Below are 22,554 nucleotides of genomic sequence, written 5' to 3'. Positions count from 1 at the left end.
TGCTTAACTCCTGCTCGTAAGGCTGGTGCACTTGGCTAATGAATTAAATGTCAGTTATGTGACGTATAAGTCACAGTAAAGATATTAATGATCTAAATCGTTTATAAATTGGATACTTTATTTTTTAAATCCACACTGTAAAAGTGTTTTTATCCATTTATTTTTGATAGGTATTATTAAAAATTCTGGTGGGTATATTGGGGGATATGACGCTAAAATAGTCAGGGCACATTCAACGTTAATTTCTGTGCGCTAGCGTGATGTAATTGAAATATCTTGAAAAGTCACCGCCAGTCATTTGGCGGTGATGATGTACAGGCTAAACGTTATAATAATTCAAATGCCCGTTTGATGACGGCATCAGAATAAGGCTGTCGGCCGTTTTCCATTTGGATAATGGCCTTAACCAGTCGGCTCATGGTGGCGATATTATCTACATCGATGACAGCGCTGTCAGGCACGCCAACGGATTTGCACACATAAGCAATATAACTCTCGGTATTATTTTCATTGGGCGGTGCCCAGCGGGAAATAAACTGGCGGATCGTGTTATATCCATATTTGCGTTCATAATTACGCAGAATTTTCAGCATTGCTCGTATGCCATATTCTGGTGCGATAAACTGACAAAATGATTTATCGGTCTGAATATCACGCAAACCCTGCCATTTATCCCCGTGGCGAATATTGCCGGGATTGTGGTTACGTATCCCTCTGGTCATTGTTTATCTCCTAAACGTTTATTGATGGCCCGAAGCGCAATCTCGCGGATTTTCTCGACGCCAATAAAACCCACAGCACCGCCGAGGGCAGGTGAAATACTGTTTGGAATACCAAATAGTTCCAGCCCGCTGGAGAATCCCCACGACAGCGCGCCGCAGAGTAGCGGTTCAACCCAGCGATTTTTCCGCTCCACACCGTCATAAATCAGTCGGCCATAACAGATCATGACGGCCAAAATAGAGCCAGAAATTTGCGGCCAAGCGTTTTTTAGACCATTTAATAAATCGGCCCATAAATCAGGATGTTCTTTCATTATTCGTCCCGTAATTTAATGATGGGCGTCATCAATGATGCCCGGTACTTTTCTATAGTAACGTCAGGAAAGAAGATCCACATGGTTACGCCATTGTGCGCTGGCTCTTACTAAAGCTGCGGTTAAATTGACATGAGGTAATTATCTGATTTTACTTAAGAAGAGAGATCAATCACAATTTTACTGATGTACTTTTATCCACTCTGGAATAGATAAGCATTACTGCTATATCCTGTTTAATTGATGCTGTTATAAGCATTCATTGAAAATCAGATGACAGGAGACAGGCATGTCCTATCTTATTTATTTGTCGTTAAAGGGTAAGAAGCAAGGCTTAATCTCGGCGGGCTGTTCAACGCCGGAATCTATCGGTAACTACTGAGGAACTTGTCCAGAAATGGGCATCACCTAATGGAATAAAATTATTGAAAAAAAGACTTGACGGAAACGTAAATAAAATAGGGTATTCTGATTCGGCAATTGAATTAGATATATATGCACAAGTAAACTATAAAGAAATTGGTTCTTTGACGGATGCTATAGATGATTATTTTGGCGCTATAGGGAAAGCAACATTAAAATTAGCAGTGAGGGGATATGTGGATAAATGGGTTTTTATAAAGATAATATGTGGCGAGAGTTGTCGGCAGGAGAATATTCAAGATACGTTCCTGTATATAATGAAGATTTTAGAAAATGGCAAAATAAACATAATAAAGGAGGGGATTTTATTGTGTTTTCAGATGTTTTATGGGTTTCTCCTTTGCCAAAAGATAGAGTAATTTATTTATGATGATAAAAAAACAGTAAAGTATATTTTATGTTTTATGCTGCTCATGTTTTTCTTATGGTGGTTTTTTTTATCACATGTTACTTTTTTGAAAGAAAGTGATACACGGAACGAAATTAACTCTGGTAAGAGTGAGTATTACGCAAAATATTACAAGCCTAAACCTATTAATTTATTTGGAATGTATTTAACCATAATGGAGCAAGAACCTATTTTTGTGGTTTTATATGATAAACATGGTAAATATATAGGTCAAACATCACCTTTTAATATGATGAATATTTATTCATTCTTTGAAGGGAATCCTACCTTACCAGAAAAAAATCCCCAAGATATATTGGATACGCACTTTTATATTGTAGTCGTTGGGGATGTTGAAAGTGCTTATGACATAGATATAAACCACAAAAAATGGTGGAGCAAAATACTGCAATATTTTCATTAAACAAATGAAAATACTGTAAACATTCTATCCTTAAGTTTTCCTCTGTTTAGCCTCTGAAATTCAGGGGCTTTTTAATTATTTATCATGATGTTAAATAGTGTCTTGATGACATAAAAACCAATGCCTTTAGTACCAGTCTAACAGCGGGTTGCTGATGTCAGGAAAATTTGGAGGGAATATTCAATAAATACACTGTGAAGATAAAAATAGCACATCATAGATTCATTATATAAAAAACCAATAGAATAAATAAAATCCAATCAAAAAAGTAATTGAAATAAGATATTAAAATACCGTTATTGGCAATTTTTCCTGTTTTTTCAATAGATATGGCATGGGTTCTGTGTCGATAAATCTATGTGCTGCTGATTTGCTTAAATTGCACAAGTTCAAATAGATACTATATTGTTCAATATGATTTTTAATGGGCAACTATATTTCAAAAAATAGTTAATCAATATGATTATGTTACTGGCAGTTTTTGCTATGACTCACTCGGCATCGTTAAAAATACTTTTAATCATTTTATCTAGGGTCACTGTCAGGTAATCCTGAATTTATCCTTTTAGTTCAAATAGATGTAGCGTAAGGAATAATGTCATGAAAGTATTGATAGCCAAAAACGAAGTGGGTACACGATATCATAGCCACTATATTGAAAATGCGGTGCATAGGTTGGCAGATAAATTAGTCGGGAAAGACGTTGAGGTGGTGATTGCTGAGTCTTTTGATGATAGCTATACAATAATTTCAGCGAATGAGCCGTTCGATTGTTTAATGATAAGCTGTGCGCTCATGGATGATGATTTATATCTGCAAATACAGAAGCTATTGAATAAATTATTTGAGCGACAGGAAAATGTGCCGGTATTTTTATTAAGTGACCGGGAAAAAACGGTATTTTTGCTCAATCACGCATTACTGGAACAGCTAACTGAGTTTGCCTGGATATTGGAAGACTCGGCGGATTTTATCGCGGGTCGTGCTATTGCAGCCATGCAGCGTTATCGTCAACAATTATTCCCGCCTTTGATGTCTGCGTTGATGAAATACAGCCAAACCTATGAATATTCCTGGGCGGCACCCGGACATCAAGGGGGCGTCGGGTTTAATAAGACACCGGTTGGCCGCTTTTATCATGATTATTATGGGGAGAATCTTTTCCGTACCGATATGGGGATTGAACGCGCCTCATTAGGTTCACTGCTGGATCATTCCGGTGCATTCGGTGAAAGTGAAAGAAATGCCGCCAGAGTGTTTGGTGCAGACCATTCGTATTCGGTCGTGGTCGGCACATCCGGTTCTAACCGCACGATTATGCAGGCCTGCATGACCGAAGATGACGTGGTCATTATTGACCGAAACTGCCATAAATCCATTGAACAGGGGCTGATCCTGACAGGCGCAAAACCGGTTTATATGCTGCCAAGCCGTAACCGCTATGGCATTATTGGGCCTATCTATCCGCAAGAGATGCAGGCCAAGACCTTACAGAAAAAACTGAAACAAAATCCACTGACGCAGGCGTCGGCTAACCGGAAACCCGTCTATAGTGTCGTGACAAACTGTACCTATGATGGTGTCTGTTATAACGCCAAACAGGTTCAGGAACTGTTGGATAAAAGCGTCGATAGGATCCATTTTGATGAAGCATGGTATGGTTATGCGCGGTTTAACCCGATTTATCATGATCATTATGCGATGCGGGGGGAACCGAAAAACCACGCCGGGCCGACCGTCTTTGCGACCCATTCCTCCCATAAATTGTTGAATGCGCTCTCCCAAGCCTCTTTTATTCATGTCCGCGATGGCCGTAGCCCGGTGGATTTCTCACGGTTTAATCAGGCCTACATGATGCACGCGACCACCTCTCCGCTGTACGCGATTTGTGCTTCCAATGATATTGCGGTTGCCATGATGGACGGTAATAGTGGTTATTCTTTGACGCAGGAAGTGATTGAAGAAGCGGTTGATTTTCGTCAGGCACTGGCGCGTTTACACCGGGATTTCAGTAAGCAGGGGGATTGGTTTTTTAAACCCTGGAATCAGGAAAAAGTCACCGATCCGGCAACCGGCAAGAAAATAGCTTTTGCCGATGCCCCCAGGGAGTTACTGACGAAAGATCAAGGCTGTTGGGTCATGCGTCCGGGCGACAGTTGGCACGGGTTTGAAGATTTGCCGGATAATTGGAGTATGCTCGATCCGATTAAAGTCAGCATCCTGGCGCCGGGCATGGGAGATAACGGGAAGTTGCAAAAACAGGGTGTACCGGCTGCCTTGGTCACTGCATGGTTAAGCCAGCACGGTATCGTACCGACCCGTACCACGGATTTCCAAATTATGTTCCTGTTTTCAATGGGTATCACCAAAGGAAAATGGGGAACCTTACTCAACACCTTACTCTCTTTCAAACACCATTATGATGCCAATACGCCTTTGAGTAAGGTTTTGCCGGATTTAGTGGAGCAGTATCCGGAGGTGTATGAACATTTAGGCTTGCAAGAATTGGGCGACAAAATGTTCGATTATTTACGCCAGAATAATCCGGGCGAAAAGCTCAATCAGGCCTATGCGGGCTTGCCCAAAATGGAAATGACCCCGCGAGCCGCTTATCAAGCCATCGTGACCAATGCGGTGGAAATGGTGGCACTGGACAATCTGCCTCATCGCATTGCCGCCAACTCTATCATCCCGTATCCGCCGGGTATTCCCATGCTGCTTTCAGGTGAAAATTTTGGTGATAAGTCCAGCCCGCAGATTGGCTATTTACACGCATTGCAAAAATGGGATCACCAATTCCCCGGTTTTGAGCATGAAACGGAAGGCACGGAAATTATCAACGGCATTTATCACGTCATGTGTATAAAAAAGTGAAAACGGGAAGATAAATTATGGCTACGGTTTCAGAGGCAAAAAAAGTCGGATTGATCCCGGTAACGCTGATGGTGGCGGGTAACATCATGGGATCGGGGGTTTTCCTCCTGCCCGCCAGTCTGGCGGCAACCGGGGGCATTGCCATTCTTGGCTGGCTGGTGACCATCATTGGCGCGGTGGGGTTATCAATCGTCTATGCAAAGATGGCCTCACTGGATGACAGTCCCGGTGGTTCTTATGCCTATGCAAGACGGGCCTTTGGCCCCTTTTTAGGCTATCAAACGAACGTGTTGTATTGGCTGGCGTGCTGGATCGGCAATATCGCGATGGTGGTGATTGGCGTGGGTTATCTAAGTTATTTTTTCCCCATCCTGAAAGACCCCATCGTTTTAACCCTCACCTGTACCGTCATACTGTGGATATTTGTCATTTTAAATATCATCGGGCCGCATGTGATTACCCGAGTGCAGGCGGTCGCGACAACATTAGCCCTGATTCCGATTGTCGCCACTGCGGTATTGGGCTGGTTCTGGTTTAACGGCCAGACTTATATGGCGGCGTGGAACGTCAGTGGGTTGAATACCTTTGGTGCGATCCAGAGCATTTTAAACGTCACATTATGGTCCTTTATCGGCGTTGAAAGTGCTTCCGTTGCAGCGGGTGTGGTTAAAAATCCCAAGCGCAACGTGCCGATTGCCACCATTGGCGGTGTGTTGATTGCGGCGGTCTGTTATGTGCTGTCCAGCAGCGTGATTATGGGCATGATCCCCAATGCCGCGTTGAAAATCTCATCGTCACCTTTTGGTGATGCGGCCAGACTGGCATTGGGCGATACCGCCGGCGCAGTGGTTGCCTTTTGTGCGGCGGCAGGCTGTTTGGGATCACTGGGCGGCTGGACACTACTCGCCGGGCAGACGGCCAAGGCTGCGGCAGACGATGGGTTGTTTCCTGCCATCTTTGCCAAAGTGAACAAAGCGGGGACACCGGTGGCGGGCTTGTTGATCCTCGGCATCTTAATGACGATTTTCCAGCTCAGCAGTATTTCCCCCAATGCGGCGAAAGAATTTGGCTTGGTCTCGTCTGTCTCGGTTATTTTTACCTTGGTCCCTTACCTGTATACCTGTGCTGCCTTGTTATTAATTGGTCATGGCCATCTTGGGCAGGAAAAAACGCAATATATCATCGTTACGTTTATTGCCTTCATTTATTGTATCTGGGCGGTCTTGGGAACCGGAGCAAAAGAAGTGTCTTGGACACTGGTTGTCATGATGGTCATAACGGCCATGTATACTTTTAACTACAACACAAAACATCCTGTTCCTTTTCCGTTAGATAAAAAAGCTTAATCTGATTTTGGGTGTCACATACTTGGCGTTATTTTGGTGCTGAATATCAGCACCTTTTTTATTTGCGGTATTACCTGAAATTTATATTGGGTCATTATTTGATTTTGTTTAAGGATAGAAGTTAATCACAATTTTGGCGGTGCGTTTTTATTCACGCTGGAATAGATAAGTATTACTGTTATATCCTGTTTAATTGATGCTGTAATGAGCATCCATTGAAAATCAGATTACAGGAGACAGGAATGTCCTATCTTATTTACTTGTCGTTAAAGGGCAAGGAACAAGGCTTAATCTCGGCGGGCTGTTCAACCCCCGAATCTATCGGCAACCGCTATCAGGCCGGGCGGGAAGATGAAATACAGGTATTGCACCTCAGCCACATGATGACCCGCGATCAGAACGTCAATCACCTTCCGGTCAGCTTTACCAAACCCATTGATAAATCTTCCCCGTTGCTGGGGTTGGCGATAGACAAGAACGAGTTGCTGGATGCCCTTTTTAAGTGTTACCGCGTAAACCTTGCCGGACAGTTGGAATTTTTTTATGAGATCAAACTGACAGGCGCAACCATTGTTGATTTTTCCTGTCACTATCCGCATTCGATAGATGACAATGACCAGATCCCGTATGAAACGGTACAGCTTGATTATAAGTCGATATCATTCACACATCGTGCGGCAGGGACAACAGGCTATGCGATATCGCAATTGCAGGGGCGTGAAGAGGAAAGGCCGTTACTTTCGGGGTTTTCGTCTATTCTGCCTTTGGCGGAAACTATTGCGTCCTTGTTTAGCCATCAGTTCAAACTAAAAAATCAGCATAACGGCGATAACTGCTAACATTTTGCGTATGGAATACAGATGAATAAAGGATTGGTAGAGGGTATATGTCAAACATCGGGTGTGACAAAGCAATTTGATACCAAGCAAGAAGAAAACCTCGACGTAGAATATGTATTTCAAACTAAAATAGGGATTTAATTATGGCAATTTATTCAACTAAAACGGTTAAAGGTGGCAAGGTCACGGAAATAGAAGTCGATATTTTTATGTTAAATGAACTTCCCGATGCAATGGAAATGATGGGATGGGAAACAGCACCTAAATTAATGCGACATTGGTTTGATACTGAGCCAGTATTTGCATTTAAGGATGCAGAAGAAAAGAGAAAATATGCTGTAGATATGGATTCAATAGATATACCAAAAGAAATAATTAATGATTCTATTGTGAAAATGGCATGGGCAATAAATTATACACAGGTAAGAGCGCTTATAGAAGAATTACATTATATGTGGGCTTCACCTTTAGGAATAAGGCTACTAAAAAAAAGACTAAGCAAAAGTAAAGATAAACGTATAGGGTATACTGATTCAGCTATTGAATTAGATACATATGCTCAGGTGAATGCCAGAGAGATAGGAGCTATGACTGATACAATCGATGATTATTATGGAGCGATAGGTAAAGCAACGATCAAATTAGCCGTAAGAGGTTATGTTGAGGTAAGAAATTCGAAAGATGTTTTTGTCACAGAACTTGTTGGTATTTATTTGAAAGATAGTTACGACTTTGTAACAAAAGGCGAGTTTCTTGGCGTGTGGCACAAAAATGGTGTTTTGAATAAGATGAAGACATTGGCATACCTACCACGTTATGATAAAGGTCTGTGGCGAGAGCTTGCGGGAGAGTTTTCGGGGTGTGTTCCCATCTATAATGACGATTTTAGAGCATGGCAAAGAAAACATAAAAAAGGTGGCGATTTCATCGTGTTCTCTGACGTATTATGGATGCCGCCATTACCCGCACATAGGATTATAGAGCTATGACTTTAAATAATCTTATGAAGAAAATATTATTTCTTATATTGGGGATAATTTTATTTTGGTGGTTTTTTCTATCACACTCTACCTTTCTTGTGGGAAAATTTAAAGTATATGAAGACACAAATGGGGAATATATTGTTAAGTATTATAAACCATTACCAACAAATTTGTTTGGAATGTATTTCCTAACAGTAGAAAGACCTCCTGTTTTTGTGGTTTTATATGACATTAATAATAACTATATTGGTCAAAGTTCTCCATTTTATATGGCTGGTGATCTTGATGTTTTAGGTAGTAATCCGATGTTTCCAAATAATGATAACTCTGATCCTTTTCATGATCGTTTTGTTGTTGTTAATTCGGATGATTTTTCCGATGCCTATGAAATATCAATAAATCATAAAAAATGGTGGAGTAAAATTCTTCAATATTTCCATTGATTAAAATGGCGATTGTTATCGCCATTCAAAATGAAGAGTTTTGTAAATATTCTACCCTCATATTTTCCTCTATTTAGCCGCTGAGATTGGATGTCATAGACTTTGGAGTCATTTTGGTGCTGAATATCAGCACCTTTTTTTATTTGTGGTATTACCTGTTCTTGTTGAAATAGCGTTGTCAAAATGACAAGGTTGCAAGCTCTCACTATTATGAAATTTATTTAAATTGAAAGTAGAAGATATTCAGGGATATATACCGGTATTTCATGAAGTCAGTGAAAAACTGAATCTTAAATAGGTTTTCATAATTGTGATACACCCATTTTTCTCATCCCCGGTTTCTGCTGTTGTAAGGAAGCGGTTTCCATGAAGATTTTGACATGGTGAAGCAACTGCCACATAAATTGGCAGCAGTGGTTTCGTGTCACGGTTTCATGCAAGGATTGCCATAGACGTTCAATTTTATTCAACCACGGGGAATAGGACGGTAAAAAGAGAAGGTTAAATTGGGGATTTTTTGCCAGCCAAACCCTGACCTTCCGGCTCTTATGAATGCAATAGTTATCTAAAATTAACGTGATTGTCTTGGCACTGGTATATTGATGATTAATTTCCTCTAACAATTTGATAAATAAATCTGAGTTCTTTCTCAAGCCACCGACATACGTGATTTCTTTCGTTTTCGCATTGAGGCAACCCGCAAGGTAAAGTGTTTGGTTCTTTCCGGGGGTAACAACACGCTTTTGCTGTCCTTTGAAGCACCAGTCTGCACCGATTTTCGGGTTAAGGTTGATGTCCACTTCATCCTCATATAAGACAGGATGTTTCCCTGAGGCATTGGATAACGCCTCGCTGATTTTGGCCATTTTTTCATCATACTCAGGGTCAGGTAATTTTAAGGTTGGCGCCGCCCTTCGCCAAACGATGCCCGCCCGACAAAAGTAGCGATAGAGTGTACTTTGAGAGAGCGATATATTCAGTATCTCATTGATTTTAAGTGTAATCAGTTCAAGGCTCCATCGTGAACGGAGATAGCCAAGATGTTGTGGAGAGTGCTGTAATAAGAAAGAAATGACGGAGAGAAGCGGGGCTAAATTCCAGATGGCAGGCCTTCCCGCAGGGAGGCTTTTAAGCCCTTCCAACCCGTATAATGTTAACCAATTTACCCAACGATTAACTGAAGAACGTGAACAGTGAAGCGTTCTGGAAACGTGAGAAACCGTACTCCCTTCATGCAACATCAAGAGCGCGGTGAGGCGACGTGCATAGTTCTTATCCCGGGTTTTCTGGATAGCTTTTTTCATTTGACGTCGTTCATTTCGGGGTATTGATGTTATGATTGGCATGACTCAGTCCATTTTGGGATTTGTTTTGATTTGGCGATTAATCAGATCGCGAAAATCGGACTGAGTTCCCTTCAAGTGATCTACTATTTTGAAAACCTATTTAGTGTCATGAGTTTTCTCAGGTTTTCCGGACGTATGCGTCTGCCTACTGCATATTGCAAAGTCACAACCACAGCAGCATTCACCGGCAATACCACACCGATAACCGCTTCAGCCAAGGCACTGTCAGCGACTGTCAGGATATATTGCGAGATCCAGATGCTAAAAGAGCCGAACACCAGTGAACCAAGAAACGTTGACAGAACAAACCAGATCAGTGCGCGATCACGCAACATGGCTGCTGGCTCCCACACTGTTGCTGATCTATCACTGTCTGCGGCAACGCTGACGCTTTGAACATAGCGCTGAATAAAAACAATGGGAACGGAAGCAGAAACTGCCGCCAACCAGAACGGAAGGTGGGTGCTGTACATTAAAAGCCATGTACCGATTGGCGGGCCGATAGTCCAACCTATATTAACAAAGGTGTAGTTCAGTGAAAAAACTTTCGCTTTCGTTGACGTTGGCAGTGTGTCAGCAAAATAACCTTTCAGTACCGTCGAAAAGACAGAATAGGAGCAATTTATCAACGAGATAAAAACGACAACCAAGCCTGCGTGATTGATCAGGGGAATGGCAATAAAACCACAGATAAACGCCATAACGGCCAATAACATATAGCGTCTTTTATCGAATTTATCCGCCAGAATCCCAAACCCCATACTGAAAAGTACGCCAATAGTTAAAGCAACAGAGATAGCCAGCCCAACCTTATTAACCGGCATCTGATACTGACGAGTCAGGTAGATAGCCATAAAGGGCAGGGTGGCTCCACGCCCTATGGTCAAAAGCAGAGAAGAAACCAGTAATGCACTGATTGAGATATTTGATTTGGAAAACATTCACCCACGACCTGAAAACATTTATTGTTACGTAATTGTTATCTAATTAATAACTAAATTACAGAATTTTTTAGTAATAAGGAATGACTTGGGTAGGCCAAAATAGTGAAAAGGGCAAAAACGGTATCTTTGTAAAAAATTAAATTTGTTAAACATAAGATAGTGACCTGATGAAAGAGGATTCATTATGACCTTGCTAAGACTGGACCATGTTCAACTCGCTATCCCCGTGCATATGGGGAACACAGTCCCGTGGTTTCGGTGTCTAAAAATAACGGCGGTTTATCCCCGTACCTACGGGGAACACTGTATAAAGATCCCGAAACAACCACGCCGATGCGGTTTATCCCCGTACCTACGGGGAACACAATTTACGCGCAATGATCGTGTCCTCTATAGCCGGTTTATCCCCGTACCTACGGGGAACACGTGGACACCGAACCGAAATCGGTTTATTGATCCGGTTTATCCCCGTACCCACGGGGAACACTTGACTGTGGAACAACCAACTTATCAAATTTCCTGGTTTATCCCCGTACCCACGGGGAACACAAACGCATCGGTAAATTGCCGGATAACTCACACGGTTTATCCCCGTACCCACGGGGAACACAACCTCGTATTGATTTTATTGAAGGTGAGTGACGGTTTATCCCCGTACTCACGGGGAACACGGGCAGTGGAGGAGCAGAGAATATGAGCACAGCGGTTTATCCCCGTACTCACGGGGAACACTTCACCGCTGAATATCCCCGTACTCACGGGGAACACGCCCTCCGTACCGTAGCATTATGGATATGAAGTCGGTTTATCCCCGTACTCACGGGGAACACCTCATGGTAACGGTTCATAAAGGCAGACAAGGCGGTTTATCCCCGTACTCACGGGGAACACGTCTGAAAAACCATTCACCAACGTTTCAGCCAACGGTTTATCCCCGTACTCACGGGGAACACTTTGTTGTACTGAAAGTTTCCAACGGAATAGGCGGTTTATCCCCGTACTCACGGGGAACACCAGTTTGGCCGGGATGCCACGGGAGGAGGTGCCGGTTTATCCCCGTACTCACGGGGAACACGTTGATGCGTTTTCCATTCATCCAGTAATCCTCGGTTTATCCCCGTACTCACGGGGAACACGCTTCCTGCTCATTGTCTCCTAAAGAGTGGTACGGTTTATCCCCGTACTCACGGGGAACACCATGTGCCGCGCTCATTACCACCGTGATTAGTCGGTTTATCCCCGTACTCACGGGGAACACTACTTCGTATCCAGTTCCGTGTAATCTCTGGCCGGTTTATCCCCGTACTCACGGGGAACACAGGAAGAACGTTTAGAAACTGGTGATATCAAGCGGTTTATCCCCGTACTCACGGGGAACACAGGAAGAACGTTTAGAAACTGGTGATATCAAGCGGTTTATCCCCGTACTCACGGGGAACACTCAATGACATCTGGTGTTTCAACGCCTAATTCCCGGTTTATCCCCGTACTCACGGGGAACACTAGGAAAGAAAGCCTGAAACTCTCTCTGAAAACGGTTTATCCCCGTACTCACGGGGAACACGTGATCGCTAAATTTATTTCATCAACCCACTGCGGTTTATCCCCGTACTCACGGGGAACACTACGCCAATTATTCTGGCTACGTTCCGAGAGCCGGTTTATCCCCGTACTCACGGGGAACACTTTTGAATGATGTTACGCTTGTGGGAATTTTCCCGGTTTATCCCCGTACTCACGGGGAACACGTGGTGTGATCAATCCATTGACCGTTGGCATCCGGTTTATCCCCGTACTCACGGGGAACACAAGCCATAGCCTGCGAGAACTGGATCATGACGCGGTTTATCCCCGTACTCACGGGGAACACCACGAACCTCTAATTCGTAGCGGCGGCCAAATCGGTTTATCCCCGTACTCACGGGGAACACTGGTTCGCAGTTATTCCAGAATTTATTGCGTTCGGTTTATCCCCGTACTCACGGGGAACACCAGCCTCTATTTGAGCATCTGGTAACGGAGTGCGGTTTATCCCCGTACTCACGGGGAACACAATCTCAGATTCACCATTGAGGATTGCACCCACGGTTTATCCCCGTACTCACGGGGAACACAACCACACTCTCGCAGTGGTCGCGCTCATGCCCGGTTTATCCCCGTACTCACGGGGAACACATTCCATATCTCCGCCTCCGCCATTGCCATTTCGGTTTATCCCCGTACTCACGGGGAACACATCTCGTCGTTCTGTTCTCTCCGCACCGATAGCGGTTTATCCCCGTACTCACGGGGAACACCCTAGATTTACCATGCAACCATTTATAAACGGCGGTTTATCCCCGTACTCACGGGGAACACATCAGTGAGATCAGAGATAGGCTGACAAATTGCGGTTTATCCCCGTACTCACGGGGAACACAACTTCAAGTTGCTAATTTCACCGTTAGTATCCGGTTTATCCCCGTACTCACGGGGAACACAACAAACCCAGTCATGATTTAACCTCTAAATACGGTTTATCCCCGTACTCACGGGGAACACTGATGATTAGATACGTGCTGGCATGATTAACACCGGTTTATCCCCGTACTCACGGGGAACACTTTTTTCCCTGCCTTTCCTCGAGCTATGTATTCGGTTTATCCCCGTACTCACGGGGAACACTCAGTTGTAGAAAAGTATTTGCCATTTCCATACGGTTTATCCCCGTACTCACGGGGAACACAGGAAATTTTATCAGCTCCGTGTTGCAATTTTCGGTTTATCCCCGTACTCACGGGGAACACTCGAGGAATGAATACTTTTGTTTCTCGTCCACCGGTTTATCCCCGTACTCACGGGGAACACCGGGACGGGTACACCAACCGGTAACGCTGAGCCGGTTTATCCCCGTACTCACGGGGAACACGAATAAAAGGGAAAAACACCCTGACGTCAGCTCGGTTTATCCCCGTACTCACGGGGAACACGCCGCAGATGGGAAAATGCGAGATATGATTTGTCGGTTTATCCCCGTACTCACGGGGAACACGTATTGCTTACTATTTATCGAATCATCTACATCGGTTTATCCCCGTACTCACGGGGAACACCCATATTCGGCAGACTCAAACCGACAGAACCGCGGTTTATCCCCGTACTCACGGGGAACACGCCGTTCCATGATTTCTTCATGGGAAGCTCACCGGTTTATCCCCGTACTCACGGGGAACACACGCAGCTTCGCAGGGTTGCTTAACAACTCAGCGGTTTATCCCCGTACTCACGGGGAACACTCCAGTACGTCATAGCCCGTATCAGCCCGAGCCGGTTTATCCCCGTACTCACGGGGAACACTCAGTGACAACGTATTCAGCGGACGGGCGGGGTCGGTTTATCCCCGTACTCACGGGGAACACCCCCAACCTGTTCTTGAGTCCGTTCAGGGTTTCGGTTTATCCCCGTACTCACGGGGAACACCTGAACAGGATTATGTACGTCTCCTCGGAGAACGGTTTATCCCCGTACTCACGGGGAACACTTGTTTGTAACTTTACAGATTTTGACTATCTTCGGTTTATCCCCGTACTCACGGGGAACACATTCCATATCTCCGCCTCCGCCATTGCCATTTCGGTTTATCCCCGTACTCACGGGGAACACGTCTCGGCTATTTGTCATGGCTGGAAGGCGGGCGGTTTATCCCCGTACTCACGGGGAACACCCCTTCAGCTATAGCATCCTCCACGCTGATATCGGTTTATCCCCGTACTCACGGGGAACACTAATTAATCCCGCTTCCCTTAAAACCCTAACTCGGTTTATCCCCGTACTCACGGGGAACACACAGGTATGCCAATGGAGAGAGCGTCCTCAGCCGGTTTATCCCCGTACTCACGGGGAACACTCCAGTACGTCATAGCCCGTATCAGCCCGAGCCGGTTTATCCCCGTACTCACGGGGAACACGGACGGTAAAATAGCTGCAACTGATGGTTTCATGCGGTTTATCCCCGTACTCACGGGGAACACTCTAATTTTATCCAACTGTTTTATAAACCCTTTTTAGGGCGAAAAAATTCTACCATTTTTTCAGCCTATAAATCAGTGAAATTCTTCTGTTCATCTTTCCTGATTTATTATCTGTAATGCAGATCGCATTTCATTCATATCCTTCATTTTTATCTATCAAATTATGGGATCTCCATCACACAGTAGTGCCAATCATTACCTGCTGGCATCTGAGCGTCAGGTCGCATAAAAAAGGGCATATTTTATTATTGTGAGAAGAGTTAGACTGAATATGGAAAGGCATTAAAGGAGCCTTTAGCAGGCTCCTTATAAAAGGTGAGTTTTTTATTCTTAAAATCTACGCTGAACCCGAAAAAACTGGCTCACCAGCACTAATATGCCGACTAACAGATAAGCGGCAAAAATGCCAATCAGCCATTGCGGCATATCCAACGTTAAAAATTCCCACTGTTTTATTGAACAATCCCCAAGCGCCTGAAATACCGAAGGCAACCAATCATTTAAGGGTAACCAAGATGGGAATTGGACAAAGAACTCACAAGTATTAAACGGGGAAGGATATAACTGCATCATGGTGTGATCCCATGCCAGTTGCAATCCTTGCCATGCGCTGTAAATCCACAGCAGGATCGCTAACCAGCGTAAAGGTGTTTTAGGGGCAATTGCGCCAAGCAGCGCAGCGCCTAAAATACCAAGTAATGCAACACGCTCATAAATGCACATTACGCAGGGTTGTAATTGCATGACATGTTGAAAATAAAGCGCTGTCGCTTCCAGGATAAGAGCGGTTAACGCCATCAATAACCATGCGCCTCGCCCTTGGGAACTCTGTTTTAAAAATTGAAACATTTTCTTTTCTTCCCATCTTTTCAAAATGAATTGGCTTATTGTGCCGTGTCATCCGCCATAAAAAAATAAAATTAAAATCAACTGAACCATTATAGTGGCGTGATCAAACCGAGCCTGATCAGATATTCAGTCGCAGGCACCAACCAAAATTCAACACATAACAGGCCGACTAAGGTCATCACAATGGTATAAGGCAGCGCCATCATGACCATACGGCCATACGAGAGACGGATCAGCGGAGATAAGGCCGAAGTCAGCAGGAACAGGAAAGCCGCCTGCCCATTAGGCGTTGCCACGGATGGCAAATTAGTGCCTGTATTAATGGCAACGGCCAAATATTCATACTGTTGTTGTGAAATCAAACCGTTTTTCAGGGCGGATAGCGCTTCGTTAATGTAAACCGTACCGACGAAGACGTTATCAGAAACCGTAGAGAGTAACCCGTTGAACAAGTAAAACAAGGAAAGCTGTGAAGCGGATGAAGACTGTAAGACAAATTGGATAAATGGCGTAAACAGTTGTTGGTCAACAATCACGGCAACGACAGAGAAGAACACCGTTAACAGTGCAGTAAACGGTAAGGCTTCCTCAAAGGCTTTACCCAGTGCATGTTCTTCGGTAATCCCACAGAAGGCCGTTGTTAAGATAATGACTGACAGACCAATCAGACCCACTTCGGCCAGATGAAAAGCCAGTGCCACAATCAGCCAAATGCCGATCAATGCCTGAACGACAAGTTGGGCTTTTTCTTGGCGGGTACGTTTTTCACTGGCTTTTTGGTCATAATCTTTCAGGACAGAGCGAACACGCTCAGGCAATTCAGCGCCATAGCCAAACAATTTAAAATGTTCGACCAGCAAACAGACTAGCAAGCCGCAAATAAACACGGGAAGGGTGACCGGAGACATACGAATAAAGAATGTGACAAAATCCCAACCGACGTGTTTGGCAATGATCAGGTTTTGCGGTTCACCGACCATTGTCATCACGCCGCCTAGCGCGGTGCCAACTCCTGCATGCATCATCAGGCTGCGTAAGAATGCCCGGAACTGTTCCAGTGACTGCCTTTTATCCTCACTGTCAAAGCACTTATCATCATTCAGTTCAGCGTTGCCATCTTGGGAAAGAAACTGGTGATAGATAGCGTAAAACCCGACTGAGACACTGATAACTACAGCAATGACGGTCAGGGCATCAAGAAAAGCGGATAAAAAAGCACTGGCCAGACAAAATGCCAGTGCCAGCATTTTCTTGGAGCGGATACTTAACAGCAGTTTTGTGAAAACAAACAGCAATAATTGTTTCATGAAGTAAATGCCCGCCACCATGAAAATCAGCAATAAAATCACTTCCAGATTATTGGCAATTTCATGACCGACTTGTTTGGGTGAAGTCATCCCGATGATGATGGCTTCAATGGCGAGCAACCCACCGGGTTGCAGGGGATAGCATTTTAATGCCATTGCCAGTGTGAAGATAAACTCAACAACCAGCATCCAGCCAGCAACAAAGGGACTGACAAAGAAATAGACCAGTGGATTGATGATGAGAAAAACAATGATCGCCAGTTTGTACCAATCCGGCGAGTTGCCGAGAAAGTTTTTCACCACTGAACGTTGCATACTGATTTCCATTATTATTAACATTCCTCTTTGTGAATACTTGGAACAAATCCAAGCAACTATATATCTAAACAACCCTATAGGAATATAGGGGATAGTACGCTCAACGCGATAGCAATTTAAGGGCATTGGCGCATAGTTAATCTACGAATGATGGCATTTTTTATGAGCCCTTTCACTCTTTCACGGTTTATTTATCGGGTAACTATATCGAACAAGCACATTCTGGTATGATCAATCGCTATTATTAGCCAAGAAAACTGCTTTGGAATAATTAAAATTATGGTAATTAAGGCTCAAAGTCCTGCGAGTTTCGCGGAAGAGTATATCATTGAAAGTATTTGGAATAATCGCTTTCCACCCGGCTCCATACTGCCAGCAGAACGTGAATTATCTGAATTGATCGGTGTCACCCGTACGACCTTGCGAGAAGTGTTGCAGCGCCTTGCCCGTGATGGTTGGTTGACTATTCAGCATGGAAAGCCAACCAAAGTTAATAACTTCTGGGAAACATCCGGTCTTAATATTCTGGAAACGTTGGCGCGCCTTGATCATGATCGCGTTCCCCAGTTGGTTGATAACTTATTGGCCGTGCGAACAAATATTGCCGCCATCTTTATCCGTACTGCATTCAGGAACAACCCTGAAAAATCACTGGAAGTTCTGGCAGAAAAAGAACATGTGGAAGATACGGCTGAATCTTTCAGTTCTGTGGACTATGACATTTTCCGCGGTCTGGCTTTTGCGTCAGGAAACCCTATTTATGGTTTGATTATTAACGGGCTGAAAGGGTTGTATACCCGTGTTGGCCGTTATTATTTCTCCAGTCCTGAAGCGCGTAATCTGGCATTGAATTTCTATCAGCAATTAAGTGCACTGTGTCAGGAAAAATCCTATGACAAAATTATGGATTGTGTGCGTAATTATGGTAAAGAAAGTGGGACTATCTGGCATAGCATGCAAAGCATTATGTTTAATGAATTAGCGGAAAGATAAATGAATTAACGTAAGCACGTCTTGGTTAGTTAAACTCTTCGTTTTTTGATTACCCCGCTGTCAGTTGCACTTTATTTACCCCAGATATGTGGTTATATCATAGTTCGGTCATATAATATCCAATTATATGATGCAGGATTATCTATGTTTCTGGGGTATTCCTCTAATCACTCATTAACCTCCCTTCCAACTGTGTAATTCAGTTTTTTAAACTATTATCCTATTTAACCAAGATTGATATTATATAAAAAACTATAAATTTCTATTTGTACAGAATTATACAAATTCCGAATTTGTGAATTTAATGTTTCTTTTTCCCGTAAAAACTTCTTTAACAGGTGGAAAATTAAAGGGGCAAATAGAATCTTTATCTATATTAACTGTTTGATTTTTATTTATATTAATGAATATTGTGTATTTTTTGAAGGAAGGCGTCACTTGTGGTTTGTAATTGAAATGTGACTTAAATCCTAAAAGTTAATTAATTGTGTTGCAGTCTATTATTCTGTATTGGATTTTTTTGTTTAGCATATTATGCTTGCCAATATCACTTATCAGTAGGGGGTAAAATGAAGGTCCTTATTTTAGGCAGCGGTGTTATTGGTGTAACCAGTGCATGGTATCTTGCGCAGGCAGGCCATGAAGTTATCGTTATTGATCGCCAGAATAGTGCTGCGGAAGAAACCAGTGCCGCTAATGCTGGTCAAATCTCACCAGGATATTCAACCCCTTGGGGCGCACCAGGTATCCCGCTGAAAGCAATGAAGTGGATATTTCAACGTCATGCACCTTTGGCAGTCCGTCCTGATGGTTCTCTGTTCCAGTTGCGCTGGATGTGGCAAATGCTGCGCAATTGCGATGCAGGCCATTACGCGATGAATAAAAGCAGAATGGTACGCTTGGCAGAATATAGCCGGGATTGCATTAAACAATTAAGAGCCGATACCGGGATCCAATATGAGGGACGTCAGGGGGGAACCCTGCAATTGTTTAGAACTACCAAGCAATTTGATAATGCCGCTAATGATATTAAAGTGCTGGAGCAAGAAGGCGTTCCTTATCGATTATTGACTGCCGAGCAATTAGCTACCGTAGAGCCTGCGCTCGCCAATACTTCCCATAAACTGACAGGCGGATTGCAATTACCCAATGATGAAACGGGTGATTGTCAGGTTTTTACCAAGACTCTGGCTAAAATGGCAGAAGATATTGGTGTGAAGTTTATCTTCAACAAGCACGTTAAACAGATTTTGGTGGATGGGAATAAAATCACGGGTATTCAATGTAATGATGGCGTGATGTCAGCGGATCACTATGTGGTAGCGATGGGATCTTATTCCACGGAGATATTGAAAGATTTAGTTAAAATTCCGGTTTATCCGATGAAAGGGTATTCATTGACGATGCCAATCGTGGACGAAGCAAAAGCTCCTGTTTCAACTGTATTGGATGAAACTTACAAGATTGCGATTACCCGTTTTGATAATCGTATTCGTGTTGGTGGCATGGCGGAAGTCGTCGGATTTAATTTGAATGTTCCTCAGAATCGTTGTGAAACATTAAAAATGGTTGTTCAGGATCTTTATCACAATGGGGGTAATATCGCGGAGGCGTCATTCTGGGCAGGTTTGCGTCCTATGACGCCGGATGGTACCCCTATCGTGGGGCCAACCAAGTATGCGAATCTTTATTTAAATACTGGGCATGGAACACTGGGATGGACAATGGCTTGTGGTTCAGGGAAGTTACTGGCGGATTTAATTTCTGGCAAAAATCCTGATATTGCGGCAGAGGATCTCTCTGTATTCAGATATATTGACGGTTTCAATATAAAAGTGTTTCCAATGAAACCTCATTTACACACTGCATAAATTAATAAACGATAAGAAGGGGTCGTCATGCCACGTCCTATTTTGGCAACGATCCATCTCGATGCATTCCGCCATAATTTGTCGGTTATTCGCCAAAAAGTGGGTAACAGTAAAATTTGGTCGGTAGTCAAAGCGAATGCGTATGGGCATGGATTGGACAGAATATGGCAATCACTCATTCAGACAGATGGATTTGCACTGCTTGATATGAATGAAGCTATTTATTTAAGGGAGCAGGGATGGCAAGGGCCAATCTTGCTATTGGAAGGTTTTTTCAAGCCCGTGGATTTGCAGATGATCAATAAATACCGTCTGACAACCGCAGTACATAGCCATTGGCAACTTGATGAAATAGAAAAAGCCAAATTGGATAATCCCATTGATATCTATTTAAAACTCAATAGTGGTATGAATCGATTGGGGTTCACCTCAGAAGAGTATCCAAAAATAGTTTCAATGGTGAGAAAGATTAAAAATATTCATTCAGTCACTTTGATGACCCATTTTGCTAACTCAGATAATGAAGTGGGTGTTGGTGGACAATTTGCGGTTGTTGAACATCTGCAAATGCGTTCATTGCCTCATTGCCTGGCGAATTCGGGTGCCGTGTTGTGGCATCCGAAAACACATAGAGATTGGGTACGGCCGGGTATTATTCTTTATGGCGCATCCCCAAGTGGAAAGTGGCGTGATATTGCTGATATTGGGTTGAAATCAGCCATGACATTGCAAAGTGAAGTGATTGCCGTGCATGAACTTCCCGAAGGAGAAAAGATCGGCTATGGCAGTCGTTATACAACCCCGAAGCCGATGCGTGTCGGTACAATCGCCTGTGGTTATGCAGATGGATATCCGCGACATGCTCCAACAGGAACACCGATTATGGTTGGTGGTATTCGCACCCAATTATTGGGCGCGATATCAATGGATATGATGACGGTTGATTTAACGCCATGCCCTGAAGCCAACGTAGGCAGTATTGTTGAGTTATGGGGAGAAAATCTACCTGTAGATGAAGTTGCAGAATCGGCTGGAACCATTGGTTATGAGCTTTTGTGCGCGTTAGCGAAGCGGGTTCCTGTCACTGTGGTTTAACCTTTCTATATTCAGACATGCAGGCATTTTTACCTTGGTTTGGAAAAAATGCCTGTTTTATCTATTATCTGAAAACTTACGGCAGCGGATAATGACAGAAAGTCGGTCAGGGATGCTATTCTTAGACCGTAATGGATTATTGATACGGGCTGTTTCGATACAAGCCATATTCTTATAACCATTTTTACTCATATCTTTCATGCTACTGGAAAGTGCAGCGCCGGGGTTCCAGCATACGACATCACTATGGTGATAGTGGTGTATTTCAATGGTTCGTTTCCATAAAGGATCTCTGAGCAGGCTAAAATCGTCTGGCTCGGTATAAATACGGTCGGTTCTCCCGTGAAAGACTAAATCTTCATCAATAACTTGCTCTCTATCGGAGAGGGTATCAATAAAATGAGCGCCAAGTCCGCTCACTCGAATTTGATCGATGTCACTGACATTGAAGTAAGAGTGAAGGGCGCAAGTAGCCTGATATTCACCGTGGGGTTCTAGCTCTATTTCGCAAGTTTCCCCTAATTTAAAGCGGGCAATCAGCGTGAATTCATGTGGCCATAACTTACGGGTATAGGCGTTATCCTGCAATGTGAACGTCAAAATAACCCCGTTTTCATTCTCATTATGCGCTTTGAGTTCCCAGGGTAATATTCGTGCAAATCCATGACTGGGCGCTGAGGATGAACCAAACCAAGGCCAACAGATGGGAATACCGCCGCGGATGGGCGTGCCGGCATTAAAAAGCGTGTTATCGCTTACCCATAATACGGGTTTTTCGTTATTGGGCTGCCATGTAATTAGGTGGGCACCTTGAATACTGATCACCCCACGCGCTTTAGGATGGGAAACTACAATTAACGGAAAACCATCAATATTTCGCTGGCTGATATAAGGGGAGATCTGTTCTACAACGGGTAATGAGAAAATTTTATCAAGCATCGGTCATGACCTTATGTAACCTTGAATTGGCAGTGGAACCAAGGGACAAGAATAGCTCAATATTTTAGATAGATAAATATAAAAGCCATCTGTAAACAGATGGCTTTTGAACGTGGATAACAGCGC

Annotated in this window: 16 protein-coding genes, 3 pseudogenes and 1 CRISPR repeat array; of the genes and pseudogenes, 12 read left to right on the top strand and 7 right to left on the bottom strand. The window is 43.6% G+C overall.

The genetic code is table 11. The annotated features are described in order from the left end of the window. Positions 1–326 precede the first annotated feature (326 nt). On the bottom strand, positions 327–722 hold the full coding sequence (locus XDD1_RS10490) for a structural protein (RefSeq protein WP_045970989.1): 396 nt from the start codon (positions 720–722) through the stop codon (positions 327–329). Beyond that, complete coding sequence (locus XDD1_RS10485; protein ID WP_045970987.1) at positions 719–1,036, bottom strand: phage holin, lambda family; 318 nt, start codon at positions 1,034–1,036, stop codon at positions 719–721. Before XDD1_RS10485 ends, XDD1_RS10490 begins: the two co-directional genes overlap by 4 nt. A 289-nt stretch (positions 1,037–1,325) precedes the next feature. Between XDD1_RS10485 and XDD1_RS20395 the strand changes: the two are divergent. From XDD1_RS20395 to XDD1_RS10450, 9 genes and pseudogenes are all read left to right on the top strand, one after another. After that, a pseudogene (locus XDD1_RS20395) lies at positions 1,326–1,412 on the top strand (Hcp family type VI secretion system effector); the annotation flags it as partial. Positions 1,413–1,461: 49 nt separating this feature from the next. Then, positions 1,462–1,584, top strand: a pseudogene (locus XDD1_RS19970) (DUF6402 family protein); the annotation flags it as partial. A gap of 59 nt (positions 1,585–1,643) precedes the next feature. Continuing rightward, positions 1,644–1,829, top strand: coding sequence for a DUF6402 family protein (locus XDD1_RS19965; RefSeq protein WP_071827265.1), 186 nt, complete (start codon positions 1,644–1,646; stop codon positions 1,827–1,829). A 34-nt stretch (positions 1,830–1,863) separates the two neighbouring features. After that, on the top strand, positions 1,864–2,271 hold the full coding sequence (locus XDD1_RS10475) for a DUF6201 family protein (protein WP_045970983.1): 408 nt from the start codon (positions 1,864–1,866) through the stop codon (positions 2,269–2,271). Between the two features lie 600 nt (positions 2,272–2,871). Next, positions 2,872–5,145, top strand: coding sequence for an arginine decarboxylase (gene adiA, locus XDD1_RS10470; protein WP_045970981.1), 2,274 nt, complete (start codon positions 2,872–2,874; stop codon positions 5,143–5,145). Between the two features lie 17 nt (positions 5,146–5,162). After that, positions 5,163–6,491, top strand: coding sequence for an arginine/agmatine antiporter (adiC, locus tag XDD1_RS10465; protein WP_045970979.1), 1,329 nt, complete (start codon positions 5,163–5,165; stop codon positions 6,489–6,491). Positions 6,492–6,733: 242 nt separating this feature from the next. Then, a complete protein-coding gene (locus XDD1_RS10460) occupies positions 6,734–7,330 on the top strand; it encodes an Hcp family type VI secretion system effector (RefSeq protein ID WP_197540986.1) in 597 nt (198 codons plus the stop codon). A gap of 143 nt (positions 7,331–7,473) precedes the next feature. Continuing rightward, positions 7,474–8,319, top strand: a complete 846-nt coding sequence (locus tag XDD1_RS10455; RefSeq protein ID WP_045970977.1) for a DUF6402 family protein — start codon at positions 7,474–7,476, stop codon at positions 8,317–8,319. Continuing rightward, the gene (locus XDD1_RS10450; RefSeq protein WP_052705682.1) at positions 8,316–8,756 is read left to right on the top strand and encodes a DUF6201 family protein; all 441 of its coding nucleotides are present in this window, start codon (positions 8,316–8,318) and stop codon (positions 8,754–8,756) included. Before XDD1_RS10455 ends, XDD1_RS10450 begins: the two co-directional genes overlap by 4 nt. Positions 8,757–9,058: 302 nt before the next feature. On the opposite strand, the gene XDD1_RS10445 is transcribed toward XDD1_RS10450, so the two are convergent. From XDD1_RS10445 to nhaB, 4 genes and pseudogenes are all read right to left on the bottom strand, one after another. Beyond that, the gene (locus XDD1_RS10445) at positions 9,059–10,102 is read right to left on the bottom strand and encodes an IS630 family transposase (protein ID WP_071827264.1); all 1,044 of its coding nucleotides are present in this window, start codon (positions 10,100–10,102) and stop codon (positions 9,059–9,061) included. 104 nt (positions 10,103–10,206) lie between these two features. After that, positions 10,207–11,043 (bottom strand): annotated as a pseudogene (locus tag XDD1_RS10440) (MFS transporter); the annotation flags it as partial. Positions 11,044–11,321: 278 nt separating this feature from the next. Beyond that, a CRISPR array of direct repeats spans positions 11,322–15,056; the repeat unit is 29 nt; unit sequence CGGTTTATCCCCGTACTCACGGGGAACAC. A 330-nt stretch (positions 15,057–15,386) separates the two neighbouring features. Next, positions 15,387–15,905: a disulfide bond formation protein DsbB gene (gene dsbB / locus XDD1_RS10435; RefSeq protein WP_045970973.1), complete on the bottom strand. Its 519-nt coding sequence runs from the start codon at positions 15,903–15,905 to the stop codon at positions 15,387–15,389. A gap of 89 nt (positions 15,906–15,994) precedes the next feature. Next, positions 15,995–17,539, bottom strand: a complete 1,545-nt coding sequence (gene nhaB, locus XDD1_RS10430) for a sodium/proton antiporter NhaB (RefSeq protein WP_045970972.1) — start codon at positions 17,537–17,539, stop codon at positions 15,995–15,997. A 270-nt stretch (positions 17,540–17,809) separates the two neighbouring features. On the opposite strand from nhaB, the gene fadR reads away from it, so the two are divergent. From fadR to alr, 3 genes are all read left to right on the top strand, one after another. After that, positions 17,810–18,523, top strand: a complete 714-nt coding sequence (gene fadR / locus XDD1_RS10425) for a fatty acid metabolism transcriptional regulator FadR (protein ID WP_045970970.1) — start codon at positions 17,810–17,812, stop codon at positions 18,521–18,523. A gap of 569 nt (positions 18,524–19,092) precedes the next feature. Then, on the top strand, positions 19,093–20,394 hold the full coding sequence (locus XDD1_RS10420) for a D-amino acid dehydrogenase (protein ID WP_045970968.1): 1,302 nt from the start codon (positions 19,093–19,095) through the stop codon (positions 20,392–20,394). Positions 20,395–20,421: 27 nt separating this feature from the next. Beyond that, positions 20,422–21,489: an alanine racemase gene (alr, locus tag XDD1_RS10415; protein WP_045970966.1), complete on the top strand. Its 1,068-nt coding sequence runs from the start codon at positions 20,422–20,424 to the stop codon at positions 21,487–21,489. A gap of 57 nt (positions 21,490–21,546) precedes the next feature. Here the strand turns inward: alr and XDD1_RS10410 are convergent, their stop codons facing one another. Continuing rightward, positions 21,547–22,428 (bottom strand): D-hexose-6-phosphate mutarotase, encoded by an 882-nt coding sequence (locus XDD1_RS10410; protein ID WP_045970965.1) that lies wholly within the window; start codon positions 22,426–22,428, stop codon positions 21,547–21,549. Positions 22,429–22,554 lie beyond the last annotated feature (126 nt).

This window comes from Xenorhabdus doucetiae (assembly GCF_000968195.1).
In the GTDB taxonomy this organism is placed as follows: Bacteria; Pseudomonadota; Gammaproteobacteria; order Enterobacterales; family Enterobacteriaceae; genus Xenorhabdus; species Xenorhabdus doucetiae.
This window is presented reverse-complemented; position numbering and strand designations above follow the sequence as displayed.